The following is a 16,398-nucleotide window of genomic DNA, read 5'->3' as shown; positions in this document are numbered from 1 at the left end:
CCCTCGCCGCCCGCGATCGCGCGCGGCACACCGGGCTCCGGCATCGCAAGCGTCAGCCTCGGCGTGACGGCGGTCTCGGCGCGCGGGCCGAACGCATCCGGCTCCACGCTCACCCCCGCCTCTTCCAGCTCCAGCATCACCAGGACGAGGGCGTCCACGTCGAGGCTGTCGACGGGAATTGCGGCCTCGAACTCGCTCGCCGTGAGTTCCCCGCGCGTCCGCCCGAGGGCGATCAGCCGGTCCAGCGTCGCGCGGTCGATCGTGCCTGCCATCCGTGACCTCCTGCCGTCTCCGCTCTCTCATGTGGCGCGAGGCCGACGGCGTGACAGCCTGCTCGAAGGTCCGCGGGGCGAGGGGCTGGCAGCCGAAGCAGGCGAGGTTTAGGAACGGCCCCGTCGAGGCTTGGCCGACGGGGTGCCGGACGTCGGCGTTCCGAACCCGTCCAGTACGGCCCGGCCGACGGACCGAGGGCGTGTGCCGGATCACCGCAATCGAAGAGAGCGCGAACTGATGCCCTACCCGGTCGCCATCGTCTTCACGCTCGCGTTGCTCTTCGTCGGGCTCGCGGCGATCGGATGGTGGCAGGATCCGGCGGCACCCGCGCTCAGCGATTGGTTCGTGGCCAAGGCGACCGAAGGCGGGCTGTGGTCGGGCCTCCTGCTATTCCTGGTCGCGGCCGCCTTCTTCGCCTGGCGCGACGGCAGGACGAGACCGTGACGGCGGACAAGATCGCCCAGGTTCAACGCCTTTCCTCGGCGCTCGCCGCCCGGGTGCGCTACGCCCAGATGGTGCGTGGGCCGATCCTGCCGGCACAGGTCGACGCGCTGCTCGCCGCCGCGATGCTGCTCCAGGAGCACGAGGTGCCCTGGCCCTCCCTGGTGGAGCAGGTGCTGCACGATCTGGCGCAGGACCTGGAGAACCCGGAGCCTTCCGCCGCCGCCGAGCCGTGACGAAGCCTCGGCGTGCCCGAGCGAGCGCGATCGATCGCGGCCTCGGAACAAGTCGGGCCGGAACGACCTGAGTGGGGGGCACGCGCCGGAACGGCTGGCGCACCCCACGCTCACGGAGCCCCGCACGCCATGGTCATGATCATCATCTGTTTCCTGGCCCCCTGGCTGGCGATGTTCCTGCGCGGGAAGGTGATCCAGGGCATCCTCTGCATCCTGCTCCACATCACCGTCATCGGCTGGATCCCCGCCACGATCTGGGCCCTGATGGTGACGCGCAAGGAAGCCTGAGGCGGTCGGGGTTCGCGACAGCAGGCCAGCGGCGGCGGAGCCCGCTCCTTCGTCGCAAAAAATCGGACGTCCCGGCGCGGAGCGGTCGCGGTGCCGTATGGCCGGCGGACCGCCAAGTCCGCGCCCGCCTCGCCTGCGAGGCGGAGCCTTAAGGCCCTGATAACCACGCGCATGCGTTCGTGATCCAGAGCTGTCTGGATCCGTTCGATGGCGATTCGCGCACAACACGTTGAGAATACGGAGGTTCGTGCAGCGAACGCAGATGGCGCGAGATCGGCCGACGGCACGCTGCCATCCGGCCTGTTGCGCTTGGCGCGCTGGCGGCTCCTGGCCATGCATCACGCGGCGGGCGTCGGACATCTCGGCGGCAACCTGTCGGCCTTCGATGCGATGATGCTCCTGCATCACGAGATGCTTCGTCCGCAGGACCGGTTCGTCCTGTCCAAGGGGCACGCGGCGGGGGCCTACTACGTCACCCTGTGGAGCCGCGGGCTCATCACCGACGCCGAGCTCGACACCTTCCATGGCGAGGGCACCCGGCTCGCCGGGCATCCGCCGGCGCGGGGCGTGCCCGCCATCCGCTTCGGGACCGGCAGCCTCGGCCACGGCGTTTCGCTGGCGGCGGGCCTCGCCCTGTCGATGCGGCTGCAGGACCGGCCCGGGCACGTCTTCTGCCTGACCTCCGACGGCGAATGGCAGGAGGGGTCGACCCTCGAGGCCTTGATCTTCGCGGCCCACAACAAGCTCGAGAACCTGACGATCCTGATCGACAACAACCGGCTCCAGGGCTTCGGCACCACGCGGGACGTGGCCTCGATGGAGCCGCTGGCGTCGAAGCTCGCCGGCTTCGACGTGGAGATCCGCGAGGCCGACGGGCACGATCTCGCCGACATGCGCCGTGCCCTTTCGTCCGGCCGGGAGCGGCCCACGCTCGTCGTGCTCCATACGGTGAAGGGCTACGGCGTCCCCGCGATCGAGGGGCGGATGGACAGCCACTACCTGCCGCTCACCGACGACCAGTATCGCGAGGCCGTCACCGGCATCGGAGGCCTCGGGGCATGACGGGCCGGAACGCCATGCCGGACGACCTCCACCGATCCCTTCGCCCCCGACCCAGCCTGTGGTGCGTGCCGTGAGACGCCAACTCTGCGACGCCCTGGTGGAACGGGCGGCCCGGCCCGACCTCGTCTTCCTCACGGGCGACCTCGGCTTCGGCGCCTTGGAGCCCCTGCGCGACGTGCTGGACCGGCGCTTCATCAACGCCGGCATCGCCGAGCAGAACATGGTGGGCGTCGCCGCCGGCATGGCGAGCGAGGGGATGGAGCCCTGGACCTACACGATCGCGCCGTTCTGCTACGCGCGGGCCTTCGAGCAGATCCGCAACGACGTCTGCCTGCACGCCCTCCCCGTCCGGCTCCTCGCCAACGGCGGCGGCTACGGCTACGGCGTCATGGGCGCCACGCATCATGCCTTGGAGGATTACGGCGTCCTCTCGACGCTGCCGAACCTGCATCTCTTCATCCCGGCCTTCGACGAGGACGTCGCCGCGACGATCGCTGCGGCGGGTGCCCTTCCGGGCCCCGCCTATATCCGCCTGGGACGCGGCGAGTTGCCAGCGGGCACGATCGCGCCGGCCTACGCACCGTGGCGTCGCCTGCGTGCGGGGACAGGCCCGGTGGTGGTCGTCGTCGGCCCGATGGCCGGTCCGACCCTCAGTGCCCTCGAAGACGACGCGGCCGAGATCTGGGCCGTCTGCGAGCTGCCGCTGCGTGTCAGCCCGCCACCGGAGGCGTTCGTCGCCGCCCTGCGGAAGAGCCGCCGCCTCTGCGTCGTGGAGGAGCACGTGGCGCAGGGGAGCCTGGGCCAAAGCCTCGCCGCGTGGTGCCTGGAGACCGGCGTCGGCCTCGACGGCTTTCGCATGCTCAATGCGCAAGGGTATCCCTCCGGGACCTACGGCTCGCAGGCCTTCCACCGGCAGGAGAGCGGCCTCGATGCGCCCGGCATCCGTGCCGCCGTGCAGGCGATGGGCGCCGCATGAGCCCGGATTCCGCGCACTGGATCGGAACGCTCAAGGGCCCGATCGTCGTCCTCGGCGCGGGCGGCTTCGTCGGCTGCAACCTGTTCCGGGCCATCCGGGCGGTGCGGCCGGACGTGTTCGCCGTGGTCCGCAACCTTCCGGCCCCGCGCCTGCGCGACGTCGACCCCAGCCATCTCGTCGAGGTCGACCTGAACGACCGCTCGGCGGCCCGAAACTTCGTCGAGGCGATCCGCCCGGCCACGGTCTTCGACTGCGTCGCCTACGGCGCCTACTCCTTCGAGCAGGACGCCGACCTCGTCTACGCGACGAACTTCACCGCGATGGTCAACCTCGTGGAATTGCTGGCGGCCGGCGGAACGCTCGCGGCCTACGTCCACGCCGGCAGCTCCTCCGAATACGGCTCCAACTCGGACGCGCCGAAGGAAGATGCGGAGCTGAGGCCCAACAGCCCCTATGCCGTGTCGAAGGCCGCAGCGAGCCATTACCTGACCTTCGCCGGGCGGACGCGGCGCCTGCCGGTCGTGAACCTGCGGCTCTACTCGGTCTACGGCCCCTACGAAGACGCCTCGCGCCTGATCCCCGCCGTCGTGGCGCGCGGATTGGAGCGCGGCTACCCCGACTTCGTCGATCCCGGCATCGCGCGCGACTTCGTCTACGTCGACGACGTCTGCGAGGCCTTCGTGCGCGCCGCCGCCAAGATGGACCTCGATCTCTACGGCGCGTCGATCAACATCGGCTCCGGCGTCCAGACGACGATCCGCGAGCTCGCCGGCCTCGCGCAGACGACGTTCGCGATCCCCGATGCGGCCCGCTTCGGGGACATGCCGGCACGCGGCTGGGACCTGACCCGCTGGCAATCCGACCCCGCCAAGGCCGAGCGCCTCCTCGGCTGGCGTGCCCGCACGTCCCTGGACGAGGGCCTGACCCGGACCGCCGCATGGATGCGTCGGGCCGACCCGGCGCTGACCGGCCTGACCAAGCGCCACGGGTCGGCGCCGCGCCGGCGCTCGATCGCCGCCATCGTCGCCTGCTACAAGGACGAGGAGGCGGTGCCGGTCATGCATGCCCGCCTCACCGCGGTGTTCCAGCGGATCGACGTCGACTACGAGATCATCTTCGTCAACGACGCCAGCCCCGATCGCTGCGGCGAGCGCATCCGCGAGATCTCGGCGCGCGACCCGCACGTCCTCGGGATCACCCACTCGCGCAACTTCGGCTCGCAGATGGCCTTCCGCAGCGGGATGGAGCTCGCCACCGCGGAGGCCTGCGTCCTGCTGGACGGCGACCTCCAGGACCCGCCCGAGCTGATCGAGCAGTTCTACGCCGCGTGGCTCGCGGGATCGAACGTGGTCTACGGCCGCCGGGTCGAGCGCGACATGCCCTGGATCTGGGGGCTGCTCTACAAGGCGTTCTACCGGGTGTTCGCGGCCTTCAGCTACATCCGCATCCCGCACGACGCCGGCGACTTCTCGCTGATGGACCGGCGGGTGGTGGGCTGGCTGCTGAACTGCCCCGAGCGCGACCTCTTCATGCGCGGCCTGCGCGCCTACGTCGGCTTCCGCCAGACCGGCGTCGACTACGTCCGCCCCAAGCGGATGTTCGGCGCCAGCACCAACAACCTCCTCTCGAACCTCGAATGGGCCAAGCGCGGCATCTTCTCGTTCAGCAACACGCCCTTGAAGATCCTGACCGCGTCGGGCTTGGGCCTCCTCGGCCTGACCGCGATCCTGAGCCTCGGCCTGATCGTCGCGCGCCTCCTCGTTCCCGACATCGCACCCCGCGGCGTGACCACCCTGCTGCTGGCGATCCTGTTCTTCGGCGCCCTCAACCTGTTCGGGATCGGTCTCGTCGGGGAATACGTCGCCAAGATCATGGAGGAGGTGAAGGGCCGCCCGCGCCTCATCCGCGCGGCGCTGATCCGCAACGGCGTCTCCAGCGACCTCCTTCCGGACGGACGATCGATCCCATGAGCCTCCTCGACGACCTGCGCGGTCGCGACTGCCCGGTCTGCGGCGCCTCCCAGGCCGGCTCGGCCCCCTTCCTCTCCGCCAGCGTCGATCCGGCGCGGATCGGCAGCTTCAGCTTCGCCTCGCGCAAGCGGCCGGAATTCATGTCGTTCCGGCTGGTCCGCTGCCTGACCTGCCAGACCGTCTACGCGGCCGAGGCGCCCAGTGCCGGAACGCTGGCCGACGCCTACGCGGCCGCCGACTACGACACCTCCGAGGAAGCCGACCTGGCGGCGCAGACCTACGCGCGGGCGCTGGCGCCCTTTCTCGATGCGGGCATCCGCGACGGGGCCGCCCTGGAGATCGGCGCCGGCACCGGAAGCTTCCTGCGCGAGCTGCAACGCCTGGGCTTTCGCGACGTGACGGGCGTCGAGCCCTCGAGCGCGGCCGTCGCCGCCGCCGCCGACCTGCGCGACCGCATCCGCGTCGGCGTGTTCGACCCTGCCGACCACGCGCCCGAGAGCCTGTCCTTCATCGGATGCTTCATGACGCTGGAGCACGTGCGCGATCCGCTGGCGCTGACCCGGGCCGCGTTCTCGCTGCTGCGCCCCGGCGGGGTGCTCGCCTTCGTCACCCACGATCACCGCGCGCCGATCAACCGCCTGCTCGGGCGCCGGTCGCCGATCATCGACATCGAGCACATGCAGCTGTTCTGCCATGCCAGCCTGCACAAGCTCCTTGCGCGCACCGGCTTCTCCGAGGTCGCGATCACCGCGATCCGGAACGCCTATCCCCTCCGCTACTGGTTGCGCCTCCTGCCCCTTCCGGGTGCGATGAAGACCGCCGGCATCGCCGGCGCGGACGCGACCGGGCTCGGCCGGCTCCGCGTCGGCCTGAACGTCGGGAACCTGTTGACGGTGGCGCGCAAGCCCGTCGCGCCGACCCCGTGACGGCGCCGCGCCTCGGACGGCTTCCCTTCGCGACGATTCTCTGCCTCGTCGCGCTGCCGAACCTCGCGTTCCTGACGACGCACCTCGCAAGCCCGCTCCTGGGCGTCGCCTGCGTGGCCTGCACGGTGGTCGGCGTCCTTGCGACCCTGCGCGCGGTGCTGCGGCAGCCGGTCCCCCTCGACGGTCCGCTCCTGGTAGGCGCGCTCGGCGTCGGCTTCGCCCTCTGCTGCGTCGGGGGCCAGGCGCACGTCTTCTACGCGAACGACGACTGGCTGATCCGCGACGCCGTCCTTCGCGACCTCGTCGCCGAGCCGTGGCCGGTGGGGTATCGCTACCTGGGCGAGGCGACGACCCTGCGCGCGCCGCTCGGGATGTACCTCGTCCCGGCGGCGTTCGGGAAAATCCTGGGGTTGCGCGCGGCCCATGTCGCGCTGTTGGCGCAGAACGGCGTCCTGTTCGGATGCCTCCTCTACGTCTTCGCGCAGGCCTCCACGCCGCGGCGCGCCGCGTGGTCGGTCCTTGCGATCTTCGTCCTGTTCGGAGGCTGGGACGTCGCCGGAGCTTGGCTCCTCGACGAGCCGCTGGCCTTCGGGACCCATCTCGAGCATTGGATGCCGGGCCAGCAATTCACCTCGCACGTCACGCAGGTGTTCTGGGTGCCGAACCACGCCGCCTCGGGCTGGACGTTCGTGGCTGCCTACCTCCTCTGGCATCGCAGGCGCCTCGACCTCGGCGGCCTGGTGTGCGTCTTCGGGCTTTGCGCGTTCTGGTCGCCGCTCAGCCTGATCGGCGCGCTGCCGTTCCTGGCGCGGGCCGTCGTCGTGGATGGTGTGCGTGGACGCCTGCGGCTTCGGCAGATGCCGGCTCCGATCTTCGTCGCCGTCGGACTGGCGCCGACGCTGCTCTACCTGCTCGCCGACGGCGGACGCGTTCCGCATGGCTTCGCGGCGATCGATGCGAGCTTCGTCGCGAGATACGTCCTGTTTCTGCTCGTCGAAATCGGCCCTGTCCTCGTCATCCTCTATACGGCATCGCGATCCGATCTTCAGCGCCGGGACTCGGTGTTGGGCGGAGACATGCCGCTCGTCATCCTCATCTTGTCGTTCGTCCCCTTGTATCGGCTCGGCGTGCTCGACTTCGTCATGCGGGCCTCCATTCCGACGCTTGCCCTCCTCGCCCTCCGGTTCGGCGAGGTGGCGACCGCCCCGTGCGGGCCCCGACGGCGGGTCGCGACGATCGCCGTCGTCCTGCTCGGCGCCGGCGCGCCCATCTACGAAATCGGCCGGGCCTTCCTGAAACCCGCCTTCGCGATCAGCGACTGCACCCTGCTCGATGCGTCGCGGTTTCCACCGAACGACGGGCCGCTCTTCCACTATCTGGCCCGCAAAGCGGTCATCGAATCCTCTGTCGCCGGGAGGATCTTGGCCGTTCCGCAGCGCGTCTTGGAGGTTAGCGCGAGGCCGACATGTTGGCCGGACCGCGTTTCTGAGACCGACCCTATGAAGGTCGCCGAGTCGCTCCGAAGCGCGTGGAACTAGCATCCGCCGTCGGCGCGTGGCGTCGCTCGACGAGCCGACGGCGGCGGCGAGAACGCCGCGGCGGGACGGCTTACGCGGCGGCCAATCCGCCGACGCGCGTCACGGCGCGATCGAGGCTTGCGCGGCCTGGAGCAGTTCCGTTGCCAGCGCCTCGTCTTCGACGGCCCGGGCGAGGACGACGGCGCCGACGAGGGTCGCCACCGTCGCCAGGGCGCGTTGCCGCCGCCGCTCCTTCGACGCCTTCGGCGTCAGGTTGGCGACGATGGAGGCGAGGCCTTCGATCCCTTGCGCGAACCGTCCCCGGACGGCGCTGCCCGTCTGTTCCCGCGAGACGTCGTTGGCGAGCGCCGCCAGCGGGCAGCCCTTCCCCGGCGTGCGGACGTGGTCGAGGGACAGGTAGTTCGCGACCACGGTGTCGGTCGTGCCCCGGTATTCTTCTGCCAGCGCGGTATCGAAGGCTTCGGCCGCCAAAGCATCCTTGTTGGCGAACTGGCCGTAGAAGCCGCCATGGGTCAGGCCGGCGGCGGCCATGATGTCCACGACCCCGACGCCGTGGAGGCCGCGCTCGCGGAACAGGGCCGCGGCGACTTCGACGACGCGCTGTCGGTTGATCCTGGCCTGTTCCTGCGAGACTCTCGGCATGGCCCGATCCTTCGGCGTGTCCGACGACGATATAAAGGCGACGTGCCCTCCCAAGAAGGGCCCGGCTCAAGGCTTGGACGGCATCGGCATCGCATGGTCATCGGCAGCGACGCGCCGTTCGCGCGTCGCCCGCCCGACCCTGAACCACAGGGCGTAGAGGGCGGGCAGGAACAGCAGGGTCATCAGCGTGCCGACGCCGACGCCGCCGATGAGGACGTAGGCGAGCGCCCCCCAGAACACCGAGTGGGTGAGCGGGATGAAGGCCAGCATGGCCGCGGCCGCCGTCAGGATCACGGGCCGGGCCCGGCGCACGGTGGATTCCACGATGGCGTCGTAATCCGCCAGGCCCGCCGCCTGGTCGTGGTGGATCTCGTCCACCAGGATCAGGGTGTTGCGCATCAGGATGCCCGACAGCGCGATCAGCCCGAGGATCGCGTTGAAGCCGAAGGGCTGCTGGAAGACCAGCAGGGTCGGCACGGCGCCCACGAGGCCGAGCGGCGCGGTGGCGAACACCATGAACATCGTGGCGAACGAGCGCACCTGCAGCATGATCACCGTCAGCGTCACGATCAGCATGATCGGGAACACCGCGACCAGCGCCGTCATCGCCTTGGCGCTCTCCTCCACCGACCCGGCCGTGTCGATGCGGTAGCCCGGCGGGAGCTTCGCCTTGATCGGTTCGAGGAGGGGGAAGACCTGGGCGTGGATGTCGGGCGGCTGCAGGCCGTCGAGGACGTCGCCCTGCACACGGATGTAGGCCTCGCGGTTGTAGCGCTTGAGCACCGCGTCCTCGGTCCGGCTCTCGAGGCGCGCCACCTGCGAGACCGGCACCTGGCGCCCGTCCTTGGTCGTCAGCGTCAGGTCGCCGACCTCGCCGAGCGAGCGCCGCTCCGGGCCGGGGCTGCGCAGGACGACGTCGACGGCGCGCAGGTTCTCGCGCACCTGGGTGGCGGGCGTCCCGTTTAGGTAGCTCTGCAATTGCTGTGCGGCCTCCTTCGGGGTCAGGCCGATCAGGCGCAGGCGCTCCTGGTCGAAGGCGAGGCGCAGGCTCGGCGTCCTGTCGCCCCAGTCGAGGTGGACCATCCGCATGTTGGGGTTGCTCGCCATCACCCCTCGCACGTCCTCGGCGATGCCGCGGATCACGTCGAGGTCGGGCCCGACCACCCGGAAGGCGACGGGGAAGCGGACCGGCGGGCCGAACACGATCTGCAGCACCCGCACCCGCGCCTCTGGGAAGCGGCCCTCGTCGACGAGCTTGCGCACCTTGATCCGCAAGGCGTCGCGGGCCTGGGCGTCGGCGGTCTGCACCACGATCTGCGCGAAGGCCGGATCGGGCAATTCGGGATCGAAGGAGAGCACGAAGCGGGGCATGCCCTGGCCGACATAGCTCGTGATCTCGCGCGCCTCGGGCAGGTCGCGCACGGCCGTCTCGATCCGCTTGACGCTGGCTTCGGTGGTGGCGAAGGCGGAGCCCGTCGGCAGGGTCACCTCGACGATGAGTTCCGGGCGCTCGGAGTTCGGGAAGAACTGCTGCTCGACGCGGCCCATGCCGACCACGGCGAGCGCGAACAGGCCCACGGTGATGCCGGCGGCCAGCCACTTGTGGTCGACGGACATCCGCACGACCCGGCGCAGGCGCTCGTAGTTCCTGGTGGCGTAGATCGCCCCGTGGCCGCCTTCCACCGTCTTGATGTTCGGCAGCAGCTTGACGCCCAGATAGGGCGTGAAGGTCACCGCCACGATCCAGGAGACGATCAGCGAGAAGGCCACCACCCAGAAGATGTTGCCGGCATACTCGCCCGCCGTGGAGGCGGCGAAGCCCACCGGCAGGAAGCCCGCGATGGTCACGATGGTGCCGGTGAGCATCGGCGCGGCGGTCGAGCGCCAGGCGTAGGTCGCCGCCTCGACGCGGTCGTAGCCCTCCTCCATGCGCACCACCATCATCTCGATGGCGATGATGGCGTCGTCGACCAGCAGCCCGAGCGAGATGATGAGGGCGCCGAGCGTGATGCGGTCGAAGTCGCGCCCCGTCACCATCATCACCACGAACACCGCCGAGAGGGTGAGCGGCACCGCCAGCGCCACCACGATGCCGACCCGGAATCCGAGCGCCACCAGGGAGACGAAGATCACCACGCCGAGGGCGGTGAAGAACTTGACCATGAACTCGTGGATGGCCTCGTCGATGACTTTGGCCTGGTCGGTGATCTTGGTGAAGCCGATGCCCGCCGGCGTCTCGTGGTGGATCGCCACCTCTTCGGCGTTCAGCGCCGCACCGAGCGCGAGGCCGTCGAAGCCGGGCTTCATCACCAGGCCGAGGATCAGGGCGGGCTCGCCGTCGTTGCGGATCGCGAAGACCTTCGGGTCCTCGTAGCCGCGCTTCACCTCGGCGATGTCGCCGAGCTTGAGGCTGCGGTCGCCGGCGGCCACGGGCAGGTTTCGGATCGCGTCGAGCCCGTCGATCGCCCCGTCGAGGCGCAGGTACACGCGCGGACCCGCCGCCTCGACGAAGCCGGCCGGGGTCACGTCGTTCTGGTTGGCCAGCGAGGCCAGCAGTTGCTGGCCGGTGATGCCGAGCGTCGCGAGGCGCTGGTAGGAGATCTCCACGAAGATCTTCTGCGCCTGCTCGCCGAGGATGTTGATCTTCTCGACGCCCGGCACCCGCAGCAGGCGCTGGCGCAAATCCTCGGCCCTCAGCACCAGTTGCCGGTGCGGCAGCCCCTTGGCCTGGAGCGCGTAGAGCGAGAAGTAGACGTCCGAGAACTCGTCGTTGAACAGCGGCCCCATCACCCCGCGCGGGAGGCTGGAGGCCTGGTCGGCGAGCTTCTTGCGGGTCTGGTAGAACTCCGCCTGCAGCATGGCCGGCGGCATGTTGTCCTTGAAGAACACCTTGATCAGCAGCAGGCCGGGGCGCACCGTGGTCTCGGCGCGGTCGTAGTAGAACAGTTCCTGCAGGCGCTTCTCCAGGGGGTCGGCGACCTGGCGCTGCATCTCGTCCGTCGTCGCCCCGGGCCACGCCGCCGAGACGACCATCGTCTTGACGGCGAAGCTCGGGTCTTCGCCGCGCCCCAGTTTCTCGAAGGCGAAGAAGCCTGCGCCGATGAGCGCGATCAGCAGGAACAGGGTGACGGCCCGCTCGCGGACGGCGAGGGCCGAGAGGTTGAAGCCGCTCATCGCACCACCCCGGTCATGCTGGCGGGCGCCTGGCGGACCTTCTCGCCGGCCTTGAGGAGGTGGGCCCCGAGCGCCACGATCCGGTCGCCGGGGTTCAGCCCGGCGACGACGTCGGCCCGCTCCTCGCCCATGCGGGCGACCCGCACGGCCTGTGGTTGGACGGTCTCGCTGGCGGCGTCGTAGCGCCAGACCGAGGGACCCTGCCCCTGGTCGAACAAGGCCGCGAGCGGCACCTCCACCGATCCGGCCCGGGCGGCGTCGAGGTCCTTGAGCTGAAGGGTCACCGTGGCGCCCAAGGGCGCGGCCTCGCCGCCGCCCGAGAGGATGTAGCGCGCCCGGTAGGTGCGCGTGGCCGGGTCGGCGGTGGCGGACAGCTCGCGCAGGCGCGCCGGATAGGTCGCCGCGCCCTCGGCGTAGAGGGTGGCGGAGGCTTCGCCCTTGGTGCCGGAGGCTTCGCCCTTGGTACCGGAGGCTTCGCCCTTGGCGGCGCGGCGGCTGCCCTCAGGCAGGAACACCTCCGCCTCGCGCGCCCCGTCGCGGGCGAGCTTGACCACGGTCTGGCCGGCCGCGACCACCTGGCCGGGCTCGGAGGGCACCTCCATGACGACGCCGTCGGCGTCGGCCTGGAGCTCGGCGTAGCCCGCCTGGTTCTGGATCTGGCTGGCCTGGGCCTCGGCGTTGGCGAACTGGGCGATGGCGGCGTCGGCCGCGCCCTTGTTCTGGTCGTAGGTCTGCTTCGAGGTCCAGCCGTCGGCGACCAGCTTGCGGCTGCGCTCCTCGTCGGCCTTGGCCTTGATCATCTGGGCGCGGGCCGCCTCGACGGAGGCGCGGGCTGCGGCGAGCGCGAGGGTGAAGTCGGTGCGGTCGAGGCGCATCAGGGGCTGGCCGAGGCGCACGCGGTCGCCCGGGTCGACGAGGCGTTCGAAGATCTTGCCGCCGACCCGGAAGCCGAGGTTGCTCTCGGTGCGGGCGCGGATCACGCCGGTGTAGCGCGACACGGCGCCGGGACCGGGGGCGACCTCGGCGACCTGGACCAGGGGCGGCTCCGGCGTCACCGCCGTCTTCGCCGGCGAGCAGGCGGTCAGGGCGACGCCCGCGAGCCCCAGAACCAGTCTTCGCAACATCGCCGCCCCCGTCGCAGTCTGCTCGGTCGTAAAATGATGATCATAATCTATTTGGGCGCGCGGTCGGCGTCAATGGGCGTCGTCGCAGGGGGCGGACGCATTCGTGGCCGCGCGGCCGGCAGGGCGATTGCCGATGCCGATTTGGTCTCAGGACTTCCACCGGCAGCACCGCGTCATCCCGGGGCCGCGCAGCGGAGCCCGGGATCCAGACACGCAGGTCGAGCCGGACTTTGTACCGTCGGCGGTTCTGGATTCCGGGCTCGCCTGCGGCGACCCGGAATGACGGTGCGGTGCCATCTGCAAGCGCCCTGCGAGGGCGTCGCGGCGGCTCAGGCGCCCTGAGACGCCCCGTGGTGGCGCGCGTTCCGCTTGATGACTTGGGGCGGCTGGCCGAACGCGCGGAGGAAGGCGCGCCGCATCCGCTCCCGGTCGGCGAAGCCCGTCTCCCGGGCCACCGTGTCCAGCGAATGCCGGCCGTCCTCCAGCATCGTCCGGGCGGCGTCCAGGCGGAGGTTCTCGATCGCCTTGGCGGGCGATTGGCCGGTCTCCTCCCGGAAGACGCGGCTGAACTGGCGCGGGCTCAGGCGGGCGGCCTCCGCCAGCTCCTCGACGGAGAGCGCGTTCTTCAAATTGCCCCTGGCATAGGCCAGGACCGTCTGGACCCGGTCGGACCGCGGCTGAAGCTCCAGCAGGGCGGAGAACTGCGACTGGCCGCCCGTCCTGCGGTGGTAGACGACGAGGTTCTTCGCGATCCCCTTCGCCATCTCGGGGCCGAGGTCGTCCTCGACCAGGGCCAGCGTGAGGTCGATCCCGGCCGTCATCCCGGCCGAGGTCCAGACGTTGCCGTCGGAGACGAAGATGCGGTCGTCGTCGACCTGGATCGACGGGTGGAGCCGCTGCAGGTCACGGGCGTGGGCCCAATGGGTCGCCGCCCGCCTGCCGTCGAGCAGGCCCGCCTCGGCCAGGAGGAACGCCCCCGTGCAGGTCGCGGCGACGCGGCGCGCGGTGGCGGCCGTCTCGCGCAACCGCGCGATCAGGCCGGGGGCCGACGGGCCGACCTTGATCGAGCCGACCACGAGGACCGTGTCGAAGCACCGGCCCGCGAAGGGCTCGGTGTCGACGACCATCCCGAACGACGTCCGGATCGGCCCGCCGGCCTCGGACAGGAACGTCACCGCGTAGAAGTCGTGGCCGACCACGAGGTTGGCGATCTCGAACGCCGTCAGAGGAGCCAGGTTCATCGCCTGGAAGCCGGGGAACAGCACGACACCGATGGACGGCATGGCGGACCTCGCGACGAATGTCCGAAAAGGGTGGATCTTCGACATATGGGATGTGCCGGAGGCCGTCTAGGTTTCATCGCAACGGACGTGGGTGCCACCCGGCCTCGCCCCGTCGCCCAGGAACCCGATCGCCATGAACCCCATCGCCATGAACCCGACCGCCATGAACCCGATCGCCATGACCACGCCCTCCCCCGTCGCCACCGGCACGGACGCCGATGCCTACACGCGCCGCTGGCTCGCCTCCGGCGAGATCGCCCACACGACCCTGAGGGACGGGACGCGCATCCGCTACGTCCGCGTGGGCCAGGGGCCGGCACTCGTGCTGACCCACACCGTGCGCACCCAGCTCGACCTGTTCCAGCGCGTTATCCCGCTGCTGTCGCCGCACTTCACGATCTACGCGCTCGACCTGCCGGGCTTCGGCTGGTCGGACCTGAAGCCGGGCCTTCCCAAGGATGAGCCCACCCTTCGGGCGGCCCTGAAGGGCTTCATCGCCGAGCTCGGCATCGCGCGGCCGATCCTGGCCGGCGAGTCGATCGGGGCGACGCTCTCGCTCTCGCTCGCCGCGGAGCTCGGCGACAGGGTCGAGCGGGTCTTCGCCTTCAACACCTACGACTACCGGCCGGGCCTCGAGCGCTCGAACCTGCTCGCGTCGATCATCATCAAGAGCGTGCGCGCACCGGTCGTCGGCCCGGTCTTCGCGGCCCTGGAGAACCGGACCATCACCGGCGGCATCATGAGCGGCGGCTTCCACGACCCGAGCAGCCTGCCCGCGGACCTCCTCGACGAGTACGCCCGCGTCGGCGCCCGCGCCGGCTACAGCACGGCGTCGCGGACGCTGCTCAAGGCCCTCCCGAGCTTCGTCGCCGCCCGCGCCCGCTACCGGTCCATCACCGCGCCCGTGACGCTCGTCTGGGGCGACAAGGATTGGTCGACGCCGCGGGATCGCGCCGGCGTCGAGGCGGCCGTGCCCTCGCCCTCCGTCGTCACCCTCGAACGGACCGGGCACTTCAGCGCGCTGGAACGCCCGCAGGCCTGGGCCGACATCATCCTCGCGGCGACGAAGGCCCGCGCCGCCTCGTGAGGCACGGCGTGCCGCCGCACTGCATCACCGCATTCGCCCTGCCATTCGCCCGTTCATTCTTGGAGCCGAGCCGATGACCTTGGAGCCGAGCCGATGACCTTGGAGCCGAGCCGATGACCGACCCCATGACCTCGACCCGCGTCGCGGTGGAGCACGTGACGCTTCGCTCGGCAAAACCCTTCGCGGCGGTGCGGGAGGCGCTGGAAGCCGCGGTGCCTCCCCTCGACCACGCCTACGCCGCGCTCCTGCGGGACGGGCATGTGGACGCGGCGCGCGACCTGCTCGAACGGCAGGCGCCGCTCTCGATCTTCGGCGCCCGCGACCATGGCGGCCTGCTTCTCACCGCCGGGCTCGCCCGCAAGGCGATCCAGTACGACATCGGCAACCCGCTGACGGCCGCGCGGATGACCCGGCACGTCCTCTCGGCCGCCCTGTACGCGCCGATCCGCGTGCTCCTGCGCGAGGACACCGAGGGCGGCGTCGCGTTCGAGTACGATCACCCGGTCACGACCTTCGGGCAGTTCGGAACGTCGGAGGTCGACGGCGTCGCGGCCGACCTGGACGATCAGCTCCGCAGCGTGCTCGCTGCGGCGGCGGCGTGACCGCCGCGTCCCGGCCACCTGCGCGTCAGCGCTTGAGGCCGATGAAGTCGACGAAGGCGCGCAGCGGCGCGGGAAGGTGGCGGCGGCCGGGATAGTACAGGTACGGGCCTGAAAACCCCTGCCACCACGGTTCGAGCACCGGCTCCAGCGCCTGCGCGTCGAGGTGGGGCCGCAGCCAGTCCTCGAACAGGGTGAGGATGCCGACGCCCGCGATCGCAGCCTCGACCGCGAGATCCGTGGCGCCGCCGACGCGCACCGTCAGCGGTCCCGTCGGATGGATGCGGACCACCTCGCCCGCCTGCTCGAACTCCCAGGCCAGCGTGGCACCGCTGGAGAAGCGCCCGCCGATGCAGGCGTGGCGCAGGAGGTCGTGCGGGTGCTGCGGCCGGCCGTGGCGGTCGAGATAGGCCGGCGAGGCCACCGTGGCGAAGCGCTGCCGGCGCGGGCCGATCGGCAACGCGATCATGTCCTGCTCCAACCGCTCGTCGTAGCGGATGCCGGCATCGCAGCCCGCCGCCAGCACGTCGACGAAGCCGTCCTCGGCCACCACCTCGAGCCGGATCTCGGGATAGGCCGCCAGGAACGGCGGCACGATCGCGGGCAGGACCAGCCGGGCGGCGCTGACCGGCACGTTGAGCCGCAGGGTTCCCGCCGGACGGTCGCGAAAACCGTTCACCACGTCGAGGGCGGCGTCGACCTCGCCCAGGGCCGGCCCGAGCCGTTCGAGCAGCCGGGCGCCCGCCTCGGTGGGGGCGACGCTGCGCGTGGTCCGGTTC

General features: G+C 70.8%; 16 protein-coding genes. 10 read left to right on the top strand and 6 right to left on the bottom strand.

Translation table 11 applies throughout. From position 1 onward, the window contains the following. The coding region (locus FV222_RS05595) for an RNA polymerase sigma factor region1.1 domain-containing protein (protein WP_187277227.1) at nucleotides 1-272 on the bottom strand (272 nt) is incomplete at its 3' end. Nucleotides 273-510: 238 nt separating this feature from the next. Between FV222_RS05595 and FV222_RS05590 the strand changes: the two genes are divergently transcribed. From FV222_RS05590 to FV222_RS05555, 8 genes are all read left to right on the top strand, one after another. Then, nucleotides 511-717 carry a hypothetical protein gene (locus FV222_RS05590; RefSeq protein ID WP_147764465.1) on the top strand — a complete coding sequence of 69 codons (207 nt, stop codon included), beginning with the start codon at nucleotides 511-513 and terminating at the stop codon, nucleotides 715-717. Further along, nucleotides 714-950: a hypothetical protein gene (locus FV222_RS05585; protein WP_246685335.1), complete on the top strand. Its 237-nt coding sequence runs from the start codon at nucleotides 714-716 to the stop codon at nucleotides 948-950. The genes FV222_RS05590 and FV222_RS05585 overlap by 4 nt, the downstream gene beginning before the upstream one ends. Before the next feature lie 129 nt (nucleotides 951-1,079). Then, a complete protein-coding gene (locus FV222_RS05580) occupies nucleotides 1,080-1,238 on the top strand; it encodes a YqaE/Pmp3 family membrane protein (protein WP_147752481.1) in 159 nt (52 codons plus the stop codon). Nucleotides 1,239-1,571: 333 nt separating this feature from the next. Next, a complete protein-coding gene (locus tag FV222_RS05575; protein ID WP_147752480.1) occupies nucleotides 1,572-2,300 on the top strand; it encodes a transketolase in 729 nt (242 codons plus the stop codon). A gap of 70 nt (nucleotides 2,301-2,370) precedes the next feature. Continuing rightward, complete coding sequence (locus tag FV222_RS05570; protein WP_147813363.1) at nucleotides 2,371-3,276, top strand: transketolase; 906 nt, start codon at nucleotides 2,371-2,373, stop codon at nucleotides 3,274-3,276. Beyond that, entirely contained in the window at nucleotides 3,273-5,246 is a 1,974-nt protein-coding gene (locus FV222_RS05565) for an NAD-dependent epimerase/dehydratase family protein (protein ID WP_147813361.1), read from the top strand. Before FV222_RS05570 ends, FV222_RS05565 begins: the two co-directional genes overlap by 4 nt. Then, nucleotides 5,243-6,172: a class I SAM-dependent methyltransferase gene (locus tag FV222_RS05560; protein WP_147813359.1), complete on the top strand. Its 930-nt coding sequence runs from the start codon at nucleotides 5,243-5,245 to the stop codon at nucleotides 6,170-6,172. Before FV222_RS05565 ends, FV222_RS05560 begins: the two co-directional genes overlap by 4 nt. Then, nucleotides 6,169-7,710 (top strand): hypothetical protein, encoded by a 1,542-nt coding sequence (locus tag FV222_RS05555; protein ID WP_147813357.1) that lies wholly within the window; start codon nucleotides 6,169-6,171, stop codon nucleotides 7,708-7,710. Before FV222_RS05560 ends, FV222_RS05555 begins: the two co-directional genes overlap by 4 nt. Before the next feature lie 99 nt (nucleotides 7,711-7,809). Here FV222_RS05555 and FV222_RS05550 read toward each other — a convergent pair whose 3' ends face one another. The 4 genes from FV222_RS05550 to FV222_RS05535 all read right to left on the bottom strand — a co-directional run bounded on the left by FV222_RS05550 (nucleotide 7,810) and on the right by FV222_RS05535 (nucleotide 13,933). Next, a complete protein-coding gene (locus FV222_RS05550) occupies nucleotides 7,810-8,352 on the bottom strand; it encodes a TetR family transcriptional regulator (protein WP_147813355.1) in 543 nt (180 codons plus the stop codon). Between the two features lie 66 nt (nucleotides 8,353-8,418). Beyond that, complete coding sequence (locus FV222_RS05545; RefSeq protein ID WP_147813353.1) at nucleotides 8,419-11,526, bottom strand: efflux RND transporter permease subunit; 3,108 nt, start codon at nucleotides 11,524-11,526, stop codon at nucleotides 8,419-8,421. Beyond that, on the bottom strand, nucleotides 11,523-12,650 hold the full coding sequence (locus FV222_RS05540; RefSeq protein ID WP_147813351.1) for an efflux RND transporter periplasmic adaptor subunit: 1,128 nt from the start codon (nucleotides 12,648-12,650) through the stop codon (nucleotides 11,523-11,525). The genes FV222_RS05545 and FV222_RS05540 overlap by 4 nt, the downstream gene beginning before the upstream one ends. 329 nt (nucleotides 12,651-12,979) lie before the next feature. Next, entirely contained in the window at nucleotides 12,980-13,933 is a 954-nt protein-coding gene (locus FV222_RS05535; RefSeq protein WP_147752472.1) for a GlxA family transcriptional regulator, read from the bottom strand. Nucleotides 13,934-14,066: 133 nt separating this feature from the next. On the opposite strand from FV222_RS05535, the gene FV222_RS05530 reads away from it, so the two are divergent. After that, the gene (locus FV222_RS05530; RefSeq protein ID WP_147813349.1) at nucleotides 14,067-15,020 is read left to right on the top strand and encodes an alpha/beta hydrolase; all 954 of its coding nucleotides are present in this window, start codon (nucleotides 14,067-14,069) and stop codon (nucleotides 15,018-15,020) included. Nucleotides 15,021-15,133: 113 nt separating this feature from the next. Further along, nucleotides 15,134-15,622, top strand: a complete 489-nt coding sequence (locus FV222_RS05525) for a DUF302 domain-containing protein (protein WP_147813347.1) — start codon at nucleotides 15,134-15,136, stop codon at nucleotides 15,620-15,622. Nucleotides 15,623-15,647: 25 nt separating this feature from the next. Here the strand turns inward: FV222_RS05525 and FV222_RS05520 are convergent. Beyond that, nucleotides 15,648-16,398: LysR substrate-binding domain-containing protein (locus FV222_RS05520; protein ID WP_147813345.1), on the bottom strand; the 751-nt coding region annotated here is incomplete at its 5' end.

The organism is Methylobacterium sp. WL103 (genome assembly GCF_008039885.1).
In the GTDB taxonomy this organism is placed as follows: Bacteria; Pseudomonadota; Alphaproteobacteria; order Rhizobiales; family Beijerinckiaceae; genus Methylobacterium; species Methylobacterium cerastii.
The sequence above is the reverse complement of the archived record's forward strand: the minus strand, read 5'-3'. Positions and strand labels throughout refer to the sequence as shown.

Excerpts from the sequence above, each read along its gene's own strand:
- FV222_RS05545 (WP_147813353.1), bottom strand. The coding sequence starts at position 11,526 with ATGAGCGGCTTCAACCTCTCGGCCCTCGCCGTCCGCGAGCGGGCCGTC.
- FV222_RS05560 (WP_147813359.1), top strand. The coding sequence starts at position 5,243 with ATGAGCCTCCTCGACGACCTGCGCGGTCGCGACTGCCCGGTCTGCGGC.
- FV222_RS05590 (WP_147764465.1), top strand. The coding sequence starts at position 511 with ATGCCCTACCCGGTCGCCATCGTCTTCACGCTCGCGTTGCTCTTCGTC.
- FV222_RS05580 (WP_147752481.1), top strand. The coding sequence starts at position 1,080 with ATGGTCATGATCATCATCTGTTTCCTGGCCCCCTGGCTGGCGATGTTC.
- FV222_RS05540 (WP_147813351.1), bottom strand. The coding sequence starts at position 12,650 with ATGTTGCGAAGACTGGTTCTGGGGCTCGCGGGCGTCGCCCTGACCGCC.
- FV222_RS05575 (WP_147752480.1), top strand. The coding sequence starts at position 1,572 with ATGCATCACGCGGCGGGCGTCGGACATCTCGGCGGCAACCTGTCGGCC.
- FV222_RS05530 (WP_147813349.1), top strand. The coding sequence starts at position 14,067 with ATGAACCCCATCGCCATGAACCCGACCGCCATGAACCCGATCGCCATG.
- FV222_RS05525 (WP_147813347.1), top strand. The coding sequence starts at position 15,134 with ATGACCGACCCCATGACCTCGACCCGCGTCGCGGTGGAGCACGTGACG.
- FV222_RS05565 (WP_147813361.1), top strand. The coding sequence starts at position 3,273 with ATGAGCCCGGATTCCGCGCACTGGATCGGAACGCTCAAGGGCCCGATC.
- FV222_RS05550 (WP_147813355.1), bottom strand. The coding sequence starts at position 8,352 with ATGCCGAGAGTCTCGCAGGAACAGGCCAGGATCAACCGACAGCGCGTC.
- FV222_RS05535 (WP_147752472.1), bottom strand. The coding sequence starts at position 13,933 with ATGCCGTCCATCGGTGTCGTGCTGTTCCCCGGCTTCCAGGCGATGAAC.